The sequence below is a fragment of the Pseudomonas sp. WS 5027 genome, from assembly GCF_012985695.1.
GTDB lineage: Bacteria > Pseudomonadota > Gammaproteobacteria > Pseudomonadales > Pseudomonadaceae > Aquipseudomonas > Aquipseudomonas hygromyciniae.
In genome coordinates this window covers 37990-55400 of the sequence record NZ_JAAQWU010000006.1, presented here as the reverse complement: position 1 = coordinate 55400, position 17411 = coordinate 37990, and the positions used below count along the sequence as shown (strand labels likewise).

Here is a 17411-nt window from a genome sequence, read left to right as displayed (position 1 = left end):
GCGTCCGGAGGGAGTTCCGCCCTGTACAGAATGAGAAATGCCGGTCAGCCCTACAGGCCGACCGGCAGATGGCAATTACGCCGAGGCTTGGCCTTCAGCCAGGAAGAACCAGGTTTCCAGCACGGAATCGGGGTTCAGCGAGACGCTTTCGATGCCCTGTTCCATCAGCCATTTGGCCAGGTCCGGGTGATCGGAAGGACCTTGGCCGCAGATACCGATGTACTTGCCAGCCTTGTTGCAGGCCTGGATGGCGTTGGCCAACAGCTTTTTGACCGCTGGGTTACGCTCGTCAAACAGGTGAGCGATGATCCCGGAGTCGCGATCCAGACCCAGGGTCAGTTGGGTAAGGTCGTTGGAACCGATGGAGAAACCATCGAAGAACTCCAGGAACTCCTCGGCGAGGATGGCGTTGGACGGCAGCTCGCACATCATGATCACGCGCAGGCCATTTTCGCCACGGGTCAGACCATTCTCAGCCAGCAGATCGACCACCTGGCTCGCTTCGCCCAGGGTGCGCACGAACGGCACCATGATCTCGACGTTGGTCAGGCCCATCTCGTTGCGCACACGCTTGAGGGCGCGACATTCGAGCTCGAAGCAGTCACGGAACGCTTCGCTGATGTAACGCGAGGCGCCACGGAAACCCAGCATCGGGTTTTCTTCTTCCGGCTCGTAGAGCTTGCCGCCGATCAGGTTCGCGTATTCGTTGGACTTGAAGTCCGACAGGCGCACGATGACTTTCTTCGGCCAGAAGGCCGCTGCCAGGGTGCTGATGCCTTCCACCAGCTTCTCGACGTAGAAGCCAACAGGGTCGTTGTAGCCGGCGATGCGCTTGTCGACGCTGTCCTTGATTTCCACCGGCAGGCCGTCGTAGTTCAACAGGGCCTTGGGGTGCACACCGATCATGCGGTTGATGATGAACTCCAGGCGGGCCAGGCCCACTCCGGCGTTCGGCAACTGCGCGAAGTCGAAGGCGCGGTCGGGGTTGCCGACGTTCATCATGATCTTGAACGGCAGGTCGGGCATGGCATCGATGGAGTTTTGCTTGATGTCGAAGCCCAGCTCACCTTCAAAGATGAAGCCGGTATCGCCTTCGGCGCAGGATACGGTGACGCCCTGGCCATCCTTGAGCAGTTGGGTGGCGTTGCCGCAACCGACGACTGCCGGGATCCCCAGTTCACGGGCAATGATCGCCGCGTGGCAGGTACGCCCGCCACGGTTGGTGACGATGGCGCTGGCGCGCTTCATCACGGGTTCCCAATCCGGGTCGGTCATGTCGGAGACCAGCACGTCACCCGGCTGGACCTTGTCCATCTCGGACACGTCCTTGATGATCCGCACCTTGCCAGCGCCGATGCGCTGGCCGATGGCACGGCCTTCCACCAGCACGGTGCCGGTTTCTTTCAACAGGTAGCGTTCCATGACATTGGCCGAGGTGCGGCTTTTCACGGTTTCCGGACGCGCCTGGACGATGTACAGCTTGCCATCATCGCCGTCTTTGGCCCACTCGATATCCATCGGGCACTTGTAGTGCTTCTCGATGATCATCGCCTGCTTGGCCAATTCGCTGACTTCGGCGTCGCTGAGGCAGAAGCGCGCACGCTCGGCCTTGTCGACATCAACGGTTTTCACCGAACGACCGGCCTTGGCCTCGTCGCCGTAGATCATCTTGATGGCCTTGCTGCCCAGGTTGCGGCGCAGGATCGCCGGGCGACCAGCTTCAAGGGTGTGCTTATGCACGTAAAACTCGTCCGGGTTGACCGCGCCTTGTACGACGGTTTCGCCCAGGCCGTAGGCGCCGGTGATAAACACCACGTCACGGAAGCCCGATTCGGTATCCAGGGTGAACATCACGCCGGCGGTACCGGTTTCCGAACGTACCATGCGCTGCACACCGGCAGACAGGGCCACCAGCTTGTGGTCAAAACCCTGGTGTACACGGTAGGAAATGGCGCGGTCGTTGAACAGCGAGGCAAATACTTCCTTCGCCGCGCGGATGACGTTTTCCACGCCACGAATGTTCAGGAAGGTTTCCTGCTGGCCGGCGAAGGAGGCGTCGGGCAAGTCTTCGGCGGTGGCCGAGGAGCGCACGGCGACGGCCATGTCCGGGTTGCCGGCCGACAGGGTGGCGAAGGCGGTGCGGATTTCTGCGTTGAGCTTCTCGGGGAACTCGGCTTCCATGATCCACTGACGGATCTGTGCGCCGGTCTTGGCCAGAGCGTTGACATCATCCACATCCAGCGCGTCCAGGGCAGCGTGGATCTGGTCGTTGAGACCGCTCAGTTCGAGGAAGTCGCGATATGCCTGGGCGGTGGTGGCGAAACCACCCGGCACCGAGACACCAGCGCCCGCAAGATTACTGATCATCTCGCCGAGGGATGCGTTCTTGCCCCCCACATGCTCTACATCATGGACGCCGAGCTTATCGAGGGAAACTACGTACTCTACCAAGGTGATCTCTCCACTAACTGTGTTGGAAAAGCTCAGGGCGCCGGTGGCTCAGTAGGAGCATTTACCGGCGTTTGTGGCCTGGACCTGGAAAATAAGTGAGAATGCGGCCCACTGTGGGACGGCAAAATCGCGCCTATCATATCCAAGATTCGTCATCAGCTTAAGGCCCAAGGCTCAAATGAAACGATCTGCTTTCTTTATCTCCGATGGCACCGGCATTACCGCCGAAACCCTGGGTCAGAGCCTGCTGGCGCAGTTCGAAAGCATTACCTTCGCCAAATTCACCCGGCCTTATATCGATAACGTGGATAAAGCGCGGGCCATGGTACAACAAATCAATCTGGCCGCCGAAAAAGACGGTGTGCGCCCGATCATTTTCGACACCATCGTCAACCAGGACATCCGTGAGATCCTCGCGACCTCCAATGGTTTCATGATCGACATCTTCTCGACCTTCCTTGCGCCCCTAGAACAGGAGCTCAGTGAGCATTCCTCGTACTCCGTGGGCAAGTCCCATTCCATTGGCCATAACTCCAACTATATGGAGCGGATCGAGGCGGTGAACTTCGCCCTGGACAACGACGACGGCGCCCGCACCCACTACTACGACAAGGCTGACCTGATCCTGGTCGGCGTGTCGCGCTGCGGCAAGACCCCGACCTGCCTGTACATGGCCATGCAGTTTGGCATCCGCGCGGCCAACTACCCGCTGACCGAGGACGACATGGAACGCCTGCAACTGCCGACGGTGCTGCGCACCCACCAGCACAAGCTCTTCGGCCTGACCATCGACCCGGACCGACTCACGGCCATCCGTAACGAACGCAAGCCCAACAGCCGCTACTCGAGCTATGCCCAGTGCGAATTCGAAGTGCGGGAAGTGGAAAACCTGTTCCGCCGGGAAAATATTGCGCACATCAATTCCACGCATTTTTCGGTGGAAGAGATTTCGGCGAAAATCCTTGTAGAAAAGGGTGTTGAGCGGCGTTTCAAATAACCCGTAGCGGCTTATGTGGCGAGCGGGCTTGTCGGAACGCCGCATCGCCCGCGCTGGGATGCGTAGCAGCCCCAATAAAGATGCCTCGGTGTGTCAGACACTGCTGCGATAGCTTGGTTTTTTGGGGTAGCTTCGCCACCCAGCGCGGGCGATGCGGCGCTCCGACAAGCCCGCTCGCCACAACAAGCCCATTTGCCACAACAAGCCCGTATGACACAAAAAGCCCGTGTGCCACGACTGGGTTCACAGGTGAAACCGGTCCCCACCCTGCCCCAGCGCCGTGGCCAGCGCATCAAACCCAGCCTTCAGCAACTGATCATCCCCCGACGTATTGCAGATACTCGCCCGGATAAACTGCGGTACCGCGGTCTGCCCCACGGCAAAGGCTTCGGCGGTGGCGATCAGGTAATTATTCTGCTTGAGCTCTGCCTCGATTTCCGACGCACGCCAAGGCTCCGGGACTTCAATCCAGAAGTGCGGGCTGTTGGGGTGGGTTCGGTACTCCAAACCGGTCAGCAGGTCTGCGACCAACGCCTTGCGCCGGCTGATTTCATGGATCTGCTGATGCAACAGGTACTCTGCCGTGCCGTTTTCAATCCACTGCGTGGCCAGTTCCAGGGTCACCGGCGTGGCCATCCAGCAGGTTGAGCGCAGGGCGGCAGAAATACGGCTGACCAGCGCTGGTGGCGCGTGCACATATCCCACCCGCAAGCCCGCCGACACGGCCTTGCTCAAGCTGCTGATCAGAATCGTGCGCTCCGGAGCAAAATGACTCAGGGGCGGCGGGCGATCTTCCACCAACACCCCATGCGCCTCGTCCTCCAAGATCAGCAGATTGTGCTCGCGACACACCTTCACCAGCGCCTCACGGCGGGCCACCGACAACACGGCCGTGGTCGGATTCTGAATGGTCGGCGTGCAATACAAGGCCGACACCCGGTGATTGCGACAGACTTCCTCCAGGGCCGCCGGCAACACGCCTTCCTCATCCATTTCCAGGCCGATCAGGCGGATGCCGAGCATTCGCGCGGCGGTAATCAGGCCCGGATAGGTCAATTGCTCGGTGACGACCGTGTCGCCCGCACGCACCAACGCCATCAACGCGCACAGCAGCCCATGCTGGCCGCCGTTGACACAGATGACCTGCTCTGGAATCGGGTGAAAGTCACGCTGCACCAACCATTGCGCACCTGCCGCGCGGTAACGTGGCAAGCCGGCGTCCGGGGTGTAGGCACTGATGTCCTGCAGGAACTTGGCATTCTTGGCCAGGGTTTCAAAACCCTGGGCCAGGAACGTGGTCTCCTGCCCCGGGATATGCATATTGCGGCTCATATCGAAGTACTGGCGCGGCTCCTCGCTGACGTTACGAAAGCCTTCGTCACGCTGGCGCTCCATCCCACGCTTGCGTACGAACGTTCCGTCACCTACCCGCGCCACCACCAGGCCCAGGCGCTCCAACTCGCCGTAGGCGCGGCTGATAGTGCCGATGGTCACCCCCAGATTGTCGGAGAGCACCCGGTGAGGTGGCAGTTTGCGCCCCGGTTCAATCAAGCCTTCGAGAATGCCCCGTTCCATGACGTCGGACAGGCGTTTGTACTTCACGCCCTGCCCATTGGACAGTCCCTCTCGCATAATTGACACCATGTCAATATTTGTTTTGACAGCCATCATTCGCCCTAATAGTGTGCTTTACGGGTTCAATCACCGGGTGAAACCTCTAATTACAAGTTCAATATAGAGTTCAATTCCGGCTCAGGGAAGCAATAAACGATGCCAATGTCCGCCGTTCTCGAAAATACCGAAAAAACCAAATCCCCCAAACAATGGCTGGCTGGCCTGATCACCAGTGTGATGTTCCTGATTGTCTGCCTGAGCTGGGGCACCACCTGGCTGGGGATCAAGATCGCGGTGGAAAGCGTGCCGCCCCTGACGTCGGCGGGGTTGCGCTTTTTGATCGCCTTCCCACTGTTCCTGTGCTTTGCCTTTCTGCGTCGCGAGCCGATCCTGTTCCCCCGGGAAAGCCGCTGGTTCTTTGTGTTCGTGACCCTTTGCTACTTCAGCGTGCCCTACTACCTCCTCAACTACGGCGAGATGCATGTCTCATCCGGGCTCACCGCGCTGCTGTTCAGCTGCATGCCGGTGTTCATCCTGATCTTCTCGGCGCTGTTCCTGCGCGAGCGCATCTACTTTTCCCAGGTCGTCGGCATCGGCATCGGTTTCGGCAGCCTGTACATGATTATCCGCAGCCAGGGGCTGCACCTTGACCACGCCGAGTTCTTCGGCGTACTGGCAATTCTGAGCGCTGCGATCATGCATGCCTTGTGCTATGTCATTACCAAGCAAAAAGGCAGCGCCATCAGCGTGATCACCTACAACACCCTGCCCATCGGGATTGCCGGGTTGATGCTGTTTGTCGCCGGGCTGTGGTTTGAATCGCCGACCTTCGAGGCCATCACCCTGCGGTCCTGGAGCGCCCTGTTCTACCTGGGCCTGGTGGCCTCGGTCGGCGGGTTTATCGTGTACTTCATGCTGCTCAAGCGCCTGAGCCCGATCATCCTGTCGTTCGTCTTCATTATTTTCCCGGTGTTCGCCGTAATCATCGGCGCCTGGTACGAAGGCCTGGAGTTGTCCCGGGACCTGATGCTGTACTCGGCGATCCTGCTGGCCGGCTTTGCCATCACCAAGTTGCCGATCGAAAAGCTGCTGGCAAAAGCCAACTGACCCTTTCCCCACAACGCGAGAGAAACATGGACGTCCTCCGCCAAAACGCACTGGAACAGATCTACGCCCACGCCAGCAGCACTTACCCCGAAGAGTGCTGCGGCTTTGTCTTCGCAGACGGCAGCGTCTACCTGGGCAGCAATATCCAGAACGAGTTGCATCGCAAGAACCCCGAGGCCTACCCCCGCAGCGCGGCCAACGGCTACACCTTCTCGGTGACCGACACGCTGCTGATGAACAAGGCCTTTCGCACCGACAACCCGGTGGTGGTGATCTATCACTCCCACCCCGATGTCGGTGCCTACTTCAGCGACGAGGATCAGGACAAGGCCCTGTACATGGGCGAACCGATCTACCCCGTCAGCTACCTGGTGGTGGATGTCCGCCAGGGCAAGGCCCTTGGGTCGAAGCTGTTTGCCTGGGATGGCACGCACTTCGCCCTCACCCCCTTCAACGACCTGCAAACGGAGTTGTACATGAACGCTGTCTCTTTCCCCGACATCCTGGTCCGCGTGGCCAAGTTGCCAGAATCGACCCTCGAGGGTGCCGGATCGACATTGCGCAAAGTCATTGAAGACACCTGCACCCGCCACCCCCAACTGCGGGCGCACCTGTTCCACGAAAACAACGGCCAGCTCAAGGAGCATTTCCTGTTCACCGCAGGGGAAGAACTGATCGACCCCGACGAGCCACTACCCGCAAAGGCCAGGATTGAAGTACTGCTCGCCACCTCCGGCGGCATGGACATCGAGTCGCTGAGCAACGAGGAAGTGCAGCGCTATGTGCGCCATATCACCCTGCCCGGGGTTGGCCGCGAAGGGCAACTGAACCTGAAGAAAGCCAAGGTCCTGATCATCGGTACCGGTGGCCTGGGTTCGCCCATCAGCCTGTACCTGGCCGCTGCCGGCATCGGCACCCTGGGGCTGGTGGACTTCGATGTGGTGGAAAGCAGCAACCTGCAACGCCAGGTCGTGCACGGCAACAGCACCCTGGGCCTGCCCAAGGTCGAATCCGCCAAACGCCGGCTGCAAGACCTCAACGCGCATATCCGCATCAACACCTACGACACCGCGCTGAACGCCGACAATGCCCTGGACCTGGTCGGCGCCTACGACCTGGTGATCGATGGCACCGATAACTTCGAGACCCGCTACCTGGTCAATGATGCCTGCGTACAGCTGGGCAAGCCGCTGGTATATGGCGCGATCTACCGTTTCGACGGCCAGATCAGCGTGTTCAATTATCAAGGCGGGCCCTGCTACCGTTGCCTGTACCCCCACGCGCCACCCACGGAGCTGGCACCCAACTGCAGCGCCGGCGGCGTCATCGGCGTACTGCCCGGCGTAGTCGGGATGATCCAGGCCACCGAGGCCATCAAGCTGTTGATCGGCCTGGGCGAATCCTTGTCGGGCCGGTTGATGCGCTTTGATGCCCTGGCCATGAAGTTCAGTGAAATCCGGTTCAAGCGCCGCGCCGACTGCCCGTGCTGCTCCGAACTGCGTGAAGAACACCAACCCGCGCCAGCCGTGTGTGCCGATACCGTCCGCGCCCCCAGCCTGGCCGAAGAGCACTACATCAAGCCCCAGGTGCTCAAGCAGCTGTTGGAGCAGCGCAGCAGCGCCGATATCCTGCTGGATGTACGCGACGCCAGCGAGCTGGAGGTCTGCCAACTACCCGGCGTGGTGCACATCCCCCTGGCCCAGCTCGACGAGCAACTCGACACCCTGAGCCGTGAAAACACCCATTACCTGATCTGCTATGCCGGCACCCGCGCCGAGCAAGCCGCCAGCACGTTGCTGGCCGCAGGCTTTGCCAACACCCGGGTGCTGCAAGGCGGTATGAAACACTGGGTGCGCGACGTCGAACCCGACATGCCTTTGTACTGATCACAGGCCTTGGGGGACTTATCTGATGCTGCATAACTCCATACTCGACGCCATTGGCCAGACGCCCATCGTGCGCCTGGAACAATTCTCCGAAGACCTCGGCATCGAGGTCTTCGCCAAGCTTGAATCCCTCAACCCGGGCGGCAGCCACAAGGCACGGATCGCCCTGGGAATGATCCTCGACGCCGAGCGCCGGGGCATCCTGATTCGCGACTCGGGGCAGACCATCATCGAACCCAGCGGCGGCAACACCGGCATCGGCCTGGTCATGGCCGGCAATGTGCTGGGCTACAAAGTGGTGTTGGTGATTCCCGATAACTACAGCCCCGAAAAGCAAAAACTGCTGCGCCTGTATGGGGCCAAGGTGGTGCTCTCGGACAGCCGCCTGGGCAACAATTCCCATGGCGAAAAGTGCATGGAACTGCAGTTGGAAAACCCCAGCTTCGTCATGCTCAACCAACAGCGCAACGGCGCCAACCCCCAGACCCATCGCGACACCACCGCCCCGGAAATCATCCGCGCCTTTGGCGAGCGCCAGGTCGATTACTTCGTCAGCGGTATCGGCACCGGGGGCCATATCACCGGTATCGGTGAAACCCTCAAGGCCACCTGGCCGCAGATCCGCGTGATGGGTGTCGAACCCGAGGAGTGCGACCTGCTCAGCGACCGCCATGCGCCGCACCATATCCAGGGCCTGTCCATCGGCCTGATCCCGAGCATTCTCAACCTGAATGTACTGGACGGCATGCTCAAGGTTTCGCGCCTCGAATGCCTGGAAATGATGAAGCGCATCATGCGTACCGATGCCATCAGCCTGGGCCTGTCGTCAGCCGCCAATATGGTGGCCATCGCCAGGCTCGCCCCGGAACTGCCCACCGACACCGTCGTCCTGACCATGGTGTACGACAGCGCCGACAGCTATCTGCCCTGTTTCGAATAACGACAATTGCGGGGGTGCCTTCCATGGGAGGCTTTATCGACATGCAACAGTTGCACGATGAGTTGCTGACCCACCTCATCAAGACCCTTTCGCCGGCGCAGATGGCACAGTTGCAGCCGCACCTGGCAGCATTGATCCAGCCGGCGGCGCAGGAAGTGGCCGAGGACCTGATTGCCTATGCCTGGCGTGACCCGGCGTCCAGGGGCCGGGGCGAGTTGATCCTGGAATCCTACGCCTCGTTCAAGGCCGTGCTGTACTACCGGTTGGCGCATCGGGTATGGAACCTTCCCGACCAACCCCACGGCCAGTTCTGCGCCATCGCGCTGACCTTGAGCAACCAGGGCAAGATCCTGTCCGGGGCCGAAATCCACCCGGCCGCCTGCATTGGCCGGCGCTTTGTACTGGATCATGGCTTTGGCACGGTGATCGGCGAAACCTGCGAGATCGGCAATGACTGCTACATCCTGTGTGGCGTGACCCTGGGCGCCCGGGGCATCGCCAACAACCCGGACGGCAAGCGCCACCCGCGCCTGGGCAACAACGTGGAAGTCGGCTCGGGCGCCAGGGTGCTCGGCTACGTGCTGATTGGCGACAACGTGTTTATCAGCCCTTCCTGTGTCATCACCCAGGACGTGCCTGCAGGCACCAAGGTCAAGGTGGTCAACCAGATCCAGCTACAGAAAAACGACGAATCGGACGCCAGTAACTATCTTGGCGCGTTTGCTCTCGACGAGCGTCTGCATGTGGTCGGCGAAGTCAACACCAGCCACCGCGTCACGGTGCTGGATGCCGACTTCCATCCGCTGACCGGCCTAGTGCTGGAGCCCACGGTCAAGGAACGTCATCACCTGCAATTTCGCCTGCGCACACTGCAGACACCCACTTACCCACCACGCCTGCCCCTGAACCTGAAGGTGTGCGGGCCGAAGTTCGAAGTCACCCTGCTTTCCCCGCCCGGGTTGAGCGCAATGGTGCGGCGCCTGCTGCAAACCAGCCCACTGATCGTTGGAGGTTGAACATGTCCGTGCACACAATGGAAACCCTGGCGCTGTTCGACAGCGCGCCTTACCAGAACGCCTTCAGCGCCCGGGTGATTGCCGTCAGCGAACAGGGCGTTGCCCTGGAACACACCCTGTTCTATCCCACGGGAGGCGGGCAACCGGGCGACACCGGCTATTTCACCCTGGCCGACGGCAGCCGGGTCAACGTGACCGGGACCGTGCGCGACCCGGTCCTGCGCTCGATCATCTGGCATCAAGTGGAGCATTGCCCCGAATCATTGCGCGCCGGCGTGCAGGTAGACGCCGGCCTGGACTGGGAGCGGCGCTACCAGCACATGAAGATGCACACCTGCCTGCACCTGCTGTGCTCGATCATCGACGCACCGGTGACCGGTTGCAGCATCAGCGCCGACAAGGGCCGCCTGGATTTCGACCTGCCGGAAATGAACCTGGACAAGGAAAGCATCACCCGCGACCTGAATGCCCTGATCGAGCAGGCCCATGAGGTCAAGTCGCTGTCGATGCCAGCGTCTGAATATTCCACCTTGCTGCAAATCACCCGCACCCAAGCCGTCGCGCCGCCGGTGATCCAGGGCGCGGTGCGAGTGATTGAAATTACCGGCATCGATATCCAGCCGTGTGGCGGCACCCATGTGGTCAACACCGAGGAAATCGGCCGGGTGTTCTGCGAGAAAATCGAGAAGAAGAGCAAGCACAACCGCAGGGTAATCCTGCGATTTGAATGAAACGGCAAACCGGTAGCGGTCAATATGGGCCTGTCTCTGCCTTCTCCATATTGACCCTTTGACGTCACGCTGCCTGGGCTTTAACCCTGGCAGTCAGCGCCTCTATTTGCTGCTTCAGTTGTGAGATCACCTGTGTGAATTGGGCGATCATTTGCTCTATACGGGTGCGAAGTTCCTCATTGTCGCGTAGGAGATCATTCACTGTGCGAGTCTCGGACGAAGTGGCATCGTTGGCCTGAGTGGGTGACCCGGCTTCATCGGCATCGGGCGCAGCTGTAACCGAAGAAGAGTTCTGGGAGGAATTAACGCCAGCGCCCGAGGCGTGGGGAGCCGTCTGATCGGGTGGAGTGCCCCCTCCGTCCAGCCTTTTATTCAACGTTTGTATTTGTTCTTGAAGCTGTTTGACGATCCCGTTGAACTGGGTTTGCATACGGTCAACTGTTTGGCGCAGTTGGTTATTTTCGGCCGTCAGCTGCTGCAGGCTCTGCGGCGCCTTTTGCTCTGACACCGGTGTGTTTTCTTCCGGAGCATTCACGTCAGGCGAGGCAGGGTGCCTGGAATCATTACCGACCTCTGGAGACGACCGCAAGCTCTCTTTGACAGGCTCCCCCGTCTTATTGAGTTGTTGCGTGAGGTCTGCCACTTGCTGTCGAAGTTCAATGATTACCGGCGTGAGCTGAGCAACCAACTGCTCAAGCTTGCCACGCAGTTGTTGGTTTTCCTTGGAAAGCTGTACCAGCCGATCAGGCTCTGCTTGTGTCGTGGATGCTGGCGAGTTGACTAGGCCACGATGTTTTGAAAACTGCCCGCGCTGCTGAGTGGACATTGGCTGGCGGGGTGGCTCTGAATTCGCCTGGTGGCTCTCGGCACTGCCTTCATTTTGATTGGGCGCGGGCTTAGGTGGCATTTCATAGTTAGCGTGATAGGGTGCGTACTGTTGATTGCTTACTCTGGTCATAGAGCGTCTCTCATATTCAGGTGTTGTATTCAAGACGACCCGCTTAGCAGGCCGTCTGACTACCTGATTGGCAGTTATCTGAAAACGGTTCCGCAGTTGTAGGATGCATGAATAGCAAAATGTGTTTGCGCCATCCGTCGAAACAAGTTTTCAGATCACCCAAGCATCCACAAACCGGTTCACCGGCGTCGCTTCAAGCCGCGCCTGATCCTTGCACAGGGCAAAAATCTCGGCGCTGCGCTGCGCAGTGAAGCGTGTCGCCAGGTTGGCCTTGAACTTGTCTTCCAGCAACGGAATGCCATCCGCCCGGCGCCGACGATGGCCGATCGGGTATTCCACCGCAACCTGCTCGGTGCTCGAACCATCCGTGAAGAACACCTGCACCGCGTTGGCAATGGAACGCTTGTCGGCTTCCAGGTATTCGCGGCTGTAGCGAGGGTCTTCGACAATGACCATCTTCTCGCGCAACTCATCGATGATCGGGTGCGCGGCATGGAACTCATCTTCGTACTGCTCGGCCACCAGGTTGCCAAACGCCAGGGGCACGGCCGTCATGTATTGCAGGCAATGGTCGCGGTCTGCCGCATTGGCCAGTTGGCCGACCTTGGAAATGATGCGAATGGCCGATTCGTGGGTGGTGATCACGATCCGCTCGATTTCATGCAGGCGCTGCTTTACCTGCGGATGCAAGGTGACGGCGGCTTCACACGCGGTCTGGGCGTGAAACTCCGCCGGAAAGCTGATCTTGAACAGCACGTTTTCCATCACATAGGTGCCATAGGGCTGGGGCAGGCTGAATGCGCGCTTGCCCTCAGGCTTGAGGGCCAGATCCTTGTTGGTATGGCTGAACAGCACGTCGTAGAAGCCCCACTGCGGCGCGCTCAGCACACCCGGAATGCCCATTTCGCCGCGCATGGCGATATCCGCCAGGCGCACGCCACGGCTCGACGCATCCCCCGCCGCCCACGACTTGCGTGAACCGGCATTCGGCGCATGACGGTAAGTACGCAGGGCCTGCCCATCGACAAACGCCTGGGACAGCGCCGCCAACAGTTGCTCGCGATTGGCGCCCATCAACTTGGCGCAGACTGCAGTGGAGGCGACCTTGACCAGCAGCACATGGTCGAGGCCGACGCGGTTGAAGGAGTTTTCCAGGGCAATCACCCCCTGGATTTCGTGGGCCATGATCATCGCTTCCAACACCGCCCGCACAGTCAACGGCGCCTCGCCCTGCGCCACGCGCTTTTGCGACAGGTGATCGGCAACCGCCAGGATGCCACCGAGGTTGTCCGAAGGATGGCCCCATTCAGCGGCGAGCCAGGTGTCGTTGTAATCGAGCCAACGCACGATGCAACCGATATCCCACGCGGCCTTGACCGGATCCAGGCGATAGGACGTGCCCGGCACCCGCGCACCGAACGGCACCACCGTGCCTTCGACGATCGGCCCCAGATGCTTGGTGCACTCAGGGAAACGCAGGGCCAGCAGGCCACAGCCAAGGGTGTCCATCAGACAGTTGCGGGCGGTGTCCAGGGCGTCCCGGGAATCAACGCGGTAGTTGAGGACGTAATCGGCGATGTCCTGCAAAACCTGGTCGTAGTCGGGGCGGTTGTTCTGGTCGACGTTGGCGCTCATGGCAGTACTCCAAAATAGGTGGGGTGTGTTCCTTCCTCAGGCTCAGGGTTGGTCGTTTATGGCAGGTCTGAAGCCTGCTCTCGTACATAAATTCAGCAGCTACCGATAATCCCCAGTGGAAGCGGGTTTGTGTGGGAGCGGGCTTGCTCGCGAAAGCGGTATTTCAGTCAGCACCTGTATTGACTGATCCACCGCTTTCGCGAGCAAGCCCGCTCCCACATTGGGGCCGGTGCAGGGCTTTAGAACGCGTCGCCGGGCACGCGCACGAAGCCTTCCATCAATACTCGCGCACTGCGGCTCATGATGGCCTTTTTCACCACCCATTCGCCGTTGACCTGGCTGGCTTCGGCGCCCACACGCAGGGTGCCGGACGGATGCCCGAAGCGCACGGCATTGCGTTCTACGCCGCCCGCCGCGAGGTTGACCAGGGTTCCGGAAATCGCCGCCGCCGTGCCAATCGCCACCGCCGCCGTGCCCATCATGGCGTGATGCAATTTGCCCATGGACAATGCGCGCACCAGCAGATCCACATCCCCGGCCTTGATCGCCTTGCCGCTGGAGGCCTGGTAATCGGCAGGTTTGGCCACGAACGCCACCTTTGGCGTGTGCTGGCGCTGGGCTGCTTCGTCCAGGTGCTTGATCAGGCCCATGCGCAACGCGCCATGGGCGCGCACGGTCTCGAACATGGCCAGGGCTTTGGGATCGCTATTGATCGCGCCTTGCAGCTCGGTGCCGGTGTAGCCGAGGTCTTCGGCGTTGATAAAAATCGTCGGGATCCCCGCGTTGATCAGCGTCGCCTTGAACGTGCCGACACCCGGCACGTCCAGGTCGTCGATCAGGTTGCCGGTGGGGAACATCGAACCACCGCCGCCCTCTTCTTCCGCTGCCGGGTCGAGGAATTCCAGTTGCACTTCGGCCGCCGGGAAGGTCACGCCATCCAGTTCGAAATCACCGGTTTCCTGCACCGCGCCGTCGGTGATGGGCACATGGGCGATGATGGTCTTGCCGATATTCGCCTGCCAGACCCGCACCACGGCCATGCCGTTATGGGGCACGCGGCTGGGGTCCACCAGCCCGGCGCTGATGGCGAACGAGCCGACCGCCGCCGACAGGTTGCCGCAGTTGCCGCTCCAGTCGACAAAGGGCTTGTCGATGGATACCTGGCCGAACAGGTAGTCCACGTCATGATCGGCGCGGGTACTCTTGGCGAGAATCACGGTCTTGCTGGTGCTTGATGTGGCACCGCCCATGCCGTCGATCTGCTTGTCGTAGGGATCGGGGCTGCCGATCACCCGCAACAACAAGGCATCGCGTGCCGCACCCGGGACCTGGGCCGCTGCGGGCAGGTCCTTGAGGTTGAAAAACACGCCCTTGCTGGTGCCGCCACGCATATAGGTGGCGGCGATCTTGATTTGCGCTACGTGTGTCATGGTCATCCTCTTCAGGCCGTCGCCGCCGATTCCAGGAAGTCCTGGGCGAAGCGTTGCAACACGCCGCCCGCCTCGTAGATCGACACTTCTTCGGCGGTGTCCAGGCGGCAGGTCACCGGCACTTCGACACGCTCGCCATTCTTGCGGTTGATCACCAGGGTCAACTGCGCGCGCGGGGTGCGCGCACCGATCACGTCATAGGTTTCGCTGCCATCGATATGCAGGGTCTTGCGGTCGGTGCCCGGCAAAAACTCCAGGGGCAGCACGCCCATGCCCACCAGGTTGGTGCGGTGGATGCGCTCGAAGCCTTCGGCGGCAATCGCTTCCACACCCGCCAGGCGTACGCCCTTGGCCGCCCAGTCGCGGGAAGAACCCTGGCCGTAGTCGGCACCGGCAATGATGATCAGCGGCTGCTTGCGCTCCATGTAGGTTTCGATGGCTTCCCACATGCGTGTGACCTTGCCTTCCGGCTCGATCCGCGCCAGGGAGCCCTGCTTGACCTTGCCGTTTTCCACGACCATTTCATTGAACAGTTTCGGGTTGGCAAAGGTTGCGCGCTGGGCGGTCAAGTGGTCGCCGCGGTGCGTGGCGTAGGAGTTGAAGTCGACTTCCGGCAAGCCCATTTTCGCCAGGTATTCGCCGGCGGCGCTGTCGAGCATGATCGCGTTGGATGGCGACAGGTGGTCGGTGGTGATGTTGTCCGGCAGCACCGCCAGCGGGCGCATGCCCTTGAGCGGACGCGCGCCGGCCAGGGCACCTTCCCAGTACGGCGGGCGGCGGATGTAGGTGCTTTGCGGGCGCCAGTCGTACAGCGGCGTGACTTTCGGGCCGGTGTCCTCGTGGATCGCGAACATCGGGATGTAGACCTGGCGGAACTGCTCTGGCTTGACCGAAGCCTTGACCACCGCGTCGATTTCTTCATCGCTCGGCCAGATGTCCTTCAGGCGGATTTCCTTGCCGGTCGCATCCAGGCCCAGCACGTCTTTTTCGATATCGAAACGGATGGTGCCAGCAATCGCGTAGGCCACCACCAGCGGTGGCGATGCCAGGAACGCTTGCTTGGCGTAAGGGTGGATGCGCCCGTCGAAGTTGCGGTTGCCCGACAACACGGCGGTGGCATACAGGTCGCGGTCGATGATTTCTTGCTGGATCACCGGGTCGAGTGCACCGGACATGCCGTTGCAAGTGGTGCAAGCGAAGGCCACGACGCCAAAACCCAACTGCTCCAACTCGCTGGTCAGCCCGGCTTCGTCGAGGTACATGGCCACGGTTTTCGAACCCGGCGCCAGGGACGACTTGACCCACGGCTTGCGGGCCAGCCCCAGCTTGTTGGCATTGCGCGCCAGCAGGCCGGCGGCAATAACGTTGCGTGGGTTACTGGTGTTGGTGCAACTGGTGATGGCAGCGATGATCACTGCGCCGTCGGGCATTTGCCCCGGTACGTCGTCCCATTGCCCGGAAATGCCCTTGGCCGCCAGGTCGCTGGTGGCGACGCGGGCGTGCGGGTTGCTCGGGCCGGCCATGTTGCGCACGACGCTGGACAAGTCGAAGCTCAAGCCACGCTCGTACTGCGCACCCTTGAGGTCATCGGCCCACAGGCCGGTGTGCCGGGCGTACTGCTCGACCAGGGCGACTTGTTCGTCTTCACGCCCAGTGAGCTTGAGGTAGGCAATGGTTTGCGCGTCGATGTAGAACATCGCCGCCGTGGCGCCATATTCCGGCGCCATGTTGGAGATGGTCGCGCGGTCGCCCAAGGTCAGGGCCGAGGCGCCTTCGCCGAAGAACTCCAACCAGGCACCGACGACTTTCTGCTGGCGCAGGAACTCGGTCAGCGCCAGCACCATGTCGGTGGCGGTGATGCCGGGTTGCAGCTTGCCCGTCAGCTCGACGCCAACACTTTCCGGCAAGCGCATCCACGACGCGCGGCCGAGCATCACGCTCTCGGCTTCCAGGCCGCCGACGCCGATGGCGATCACGCCCAGGGCGTCCACGTGGGGGGTATGGCTGTCGGTGCCGACGCAGGTATCCGGGAAGGCCACGCCATCACGCACCTGGATCACCGGGGACATTTTCTCCAGGTTGATCTGGTGCATGATGCCGTTGCCGGGCGGGATCACGTCGACGTTTTTGAAGGCTTTCTTGGTCCACTCGATAAAGTGGAAACGGTCTTCGTTGCGGCGGTCTTCGATGGCGCGGTTTTTCTCGAAGGCGTCCGGGTCAGAACCACCGGCCTCGACAGCCAGGGAGTGGTCGACGATCAGTTGGGTCGGCACCACCGGGTTGACCTGGGCCGGGTCACCGCCTTGCAGGGCGATGGCGTCACGCAGGCCGGCGAGGTCCACCAGGGCGGTCTGGCCAAGAATGTCATGGCACACCACACGCGCCGGAAACCATGGGAAGTCGAGGTCGCGCTTGCGCTCGATCAGTTGGCTCAGGGAAGCATTGAGGGTCGCCGGGTCGCAACGGCGCACCAGGTTCTCGGCGAGCACACGGGAGGTGTAGGGCAAGGTGGCGTAGGCACCGGGAGTGATTGCCTCGACAGCCGCACGGGCGTCGAAGTAATCCAGGCGGCTGCCGGGGAGCGATTTGCGAAATTCAGTGTTCATCGTCAGGACTCGGTCACGGTAGTTACAAAAGGAAGACCTG

Annotated in this window: 12 protein-coding genes; 6 read left to right on the top strand and 6 right to left on the bottom strand. The window is 61.0% G+C overall.

What is annotated here, in order from left to right; translation table 11 throughout:
• Positions 1-75: 75 nt before the first annotated feature.
• Positions 76-2451, bottom strand: a complete 2376-nt coding sequence (gene ppsA, locus HBO09_RS09595) for a phosphoenolpyruvate synthase (protein WP_029298284.1) — start codon at positions 2449-2451, stop codon at positions 76-78.
• A gap of 178 nt (positions 2452-2629) precedes the next feature.
• On the opposite strand from ppsA, the gene HBO09_RS09590 reads away from it, so the two are divergent.
• Positions 2630-3448: a pyruvate, water dikinase regulatory protein gene (locus HBO09_RS09590; RefSeq protein WP_169992642.1), complete on the top strand. Its 819-nt coding sequence runs from the start codon at positions 2630-2632 to the stop codon at positions 3446-3448.
• A gap of 243 nt (positions 3449-3691) precedes the next feature.
• On the opposite strand, the gene HBO09_RS09585 is transcribed toward HBO09_RS09590, so the two are convergent.
• Positions 3692-5116, bottom strand: coding sequence for a PLP-dependent aminotransferase family protein (locus HBO09_RS09585; RefSeq protein WP_169992644.1), 1425 nt, complete (start codon positions 5114-5116; stop codon positions 3692-3694).
• A 159-nt stretch (positions 5117-5275) separates the two neighbouring features.
• Here HBO09_RS09585 and HBO09_RS09580 point away from each other — a divergent pair, with 159 nt between their 5' ends.
• The 5 genes from HBO09_RS09580 to HBO09_RS09560 are packed head-to-tail and all read left to right on the top strand — an operon-like array spanning position 5276 to position 10742.
• On the top strand, positions 5276-6169 hold the full coding sequence (locus tag HBO09_RS09580) for an EamA family transporter (RefSeq protein WP_169992805.1): 894 nt from the start codon (positions 5276-5278) through the stop codon (positions 6167-6169).
• Positions 6170-6195: 26 nt separating this feature from the next.
• On the top strand, positions 6196-8055 hold the full coding sequence (gene moeB, locus HBO09_RS09575) for a molybdopterin-synthase adenylyltransferase MoeB (RefSeq protein ID WP_169992646.1): 1860 nt from the start codon (positions 6196-6198) through the stop codon (positions 8053-8055).
• Positions 8056-8080: 25 nt separating this feature from the next.
• Positions 8081-8995, top strand: a complete 915-nt coding sequence (locus tag HBO09_RS09570) for a PLP-dependent cysteine synthase family protein (RefSeq protein ID WP_169992648.1) — start codon at positions 8081-8083, stop codon at positions 8993-8995.
• Positions 8996-9018: 23 nt separating this feature from the next.
• Positions 9019-10011, top strand: coding sequence for a serine O-acetyltransferase (locus HBO09_RS09565; RefSeq protein WP_169992650.1), 993 nt, complete (start codon positions 9019-9021; stop codon positions 10009-10011).
• A 2-nt stretch (positions 10012-10013) separates the two neighbouring features.
• Entirely contained in the window at positions 10014-10742 is a 729-nt protein-coding gene (locus HBO09_RS09560; RefSeq protein WP_169992652.1) for an alanyl-tRNA editing protein, read from the top strand.
• A 64-nt stretch (positions 10743-10806) separates the two neighbouring features.
• On the opposite strand, the gene HBO09_RS09555 is transcribed toward HBO09_RS09560, so the two are convergent.
• The 4 genes from HBO09_RS09555 to acnD all read right to left on the bottom strand — a co-directional run bounded on the left by HBO09_RS09555 (position 10807) and on the right by acnD (position 17371).
• Positions 10807-11700 carry a hypothetical protein gene (locus tag HBO09_RS09555; RefSeq protein ID WP_169992654.1) on the bottom strand — a complete coding sequence of 298 codons (894 nt, stop codon included), beginning with the start codon at positions 11698-11700 and terminating at the stop codon, positions 10807-10809.
• A gap of 150 nt (positions 11701-11850) precedes the next feature.
• On the bottom strand, positions 11851-13335 hold the full coding sequence (gene prpD / locus HBO09_RS09550) for a 2-methylcitrate dehydratase (protein ID WP_169992656.1): 1485 nt from the start codon (positions 13333-13335) through the stop codon (positions 11851-11853).
• A gap of 239 nt (positions 13336-13574) precedes the next feature.
• Positions 13575-14765, bottom strand: a complete 1191-nt coding sequence (prpF, locus tag HBO09_RS09545; RefSeq protein ID WP_169992658.1) for a 2-methylaconitate cis-trans isomerase PrpF — start codon at positions 14763-14765, stop codon at positions 13575-13577.
• Between the two features lie 11 nt (positions 14766-14776).
• Positions 14777-17371: a Fe/S-dependent 2-methylisocitrate dehydratase AcnD gene (gene acnD / locus HBO09_RS09540; RefSeq protein ID WP_169992660.1), complete on the bottom strand. Its 2595-nt coding sequence runs from the start codon at positions 17369-17371 to the stop codon at positions 14777-14779.
• Between the last annotated feature and the right edge of the window lie 40 nt (positions 17372-17411).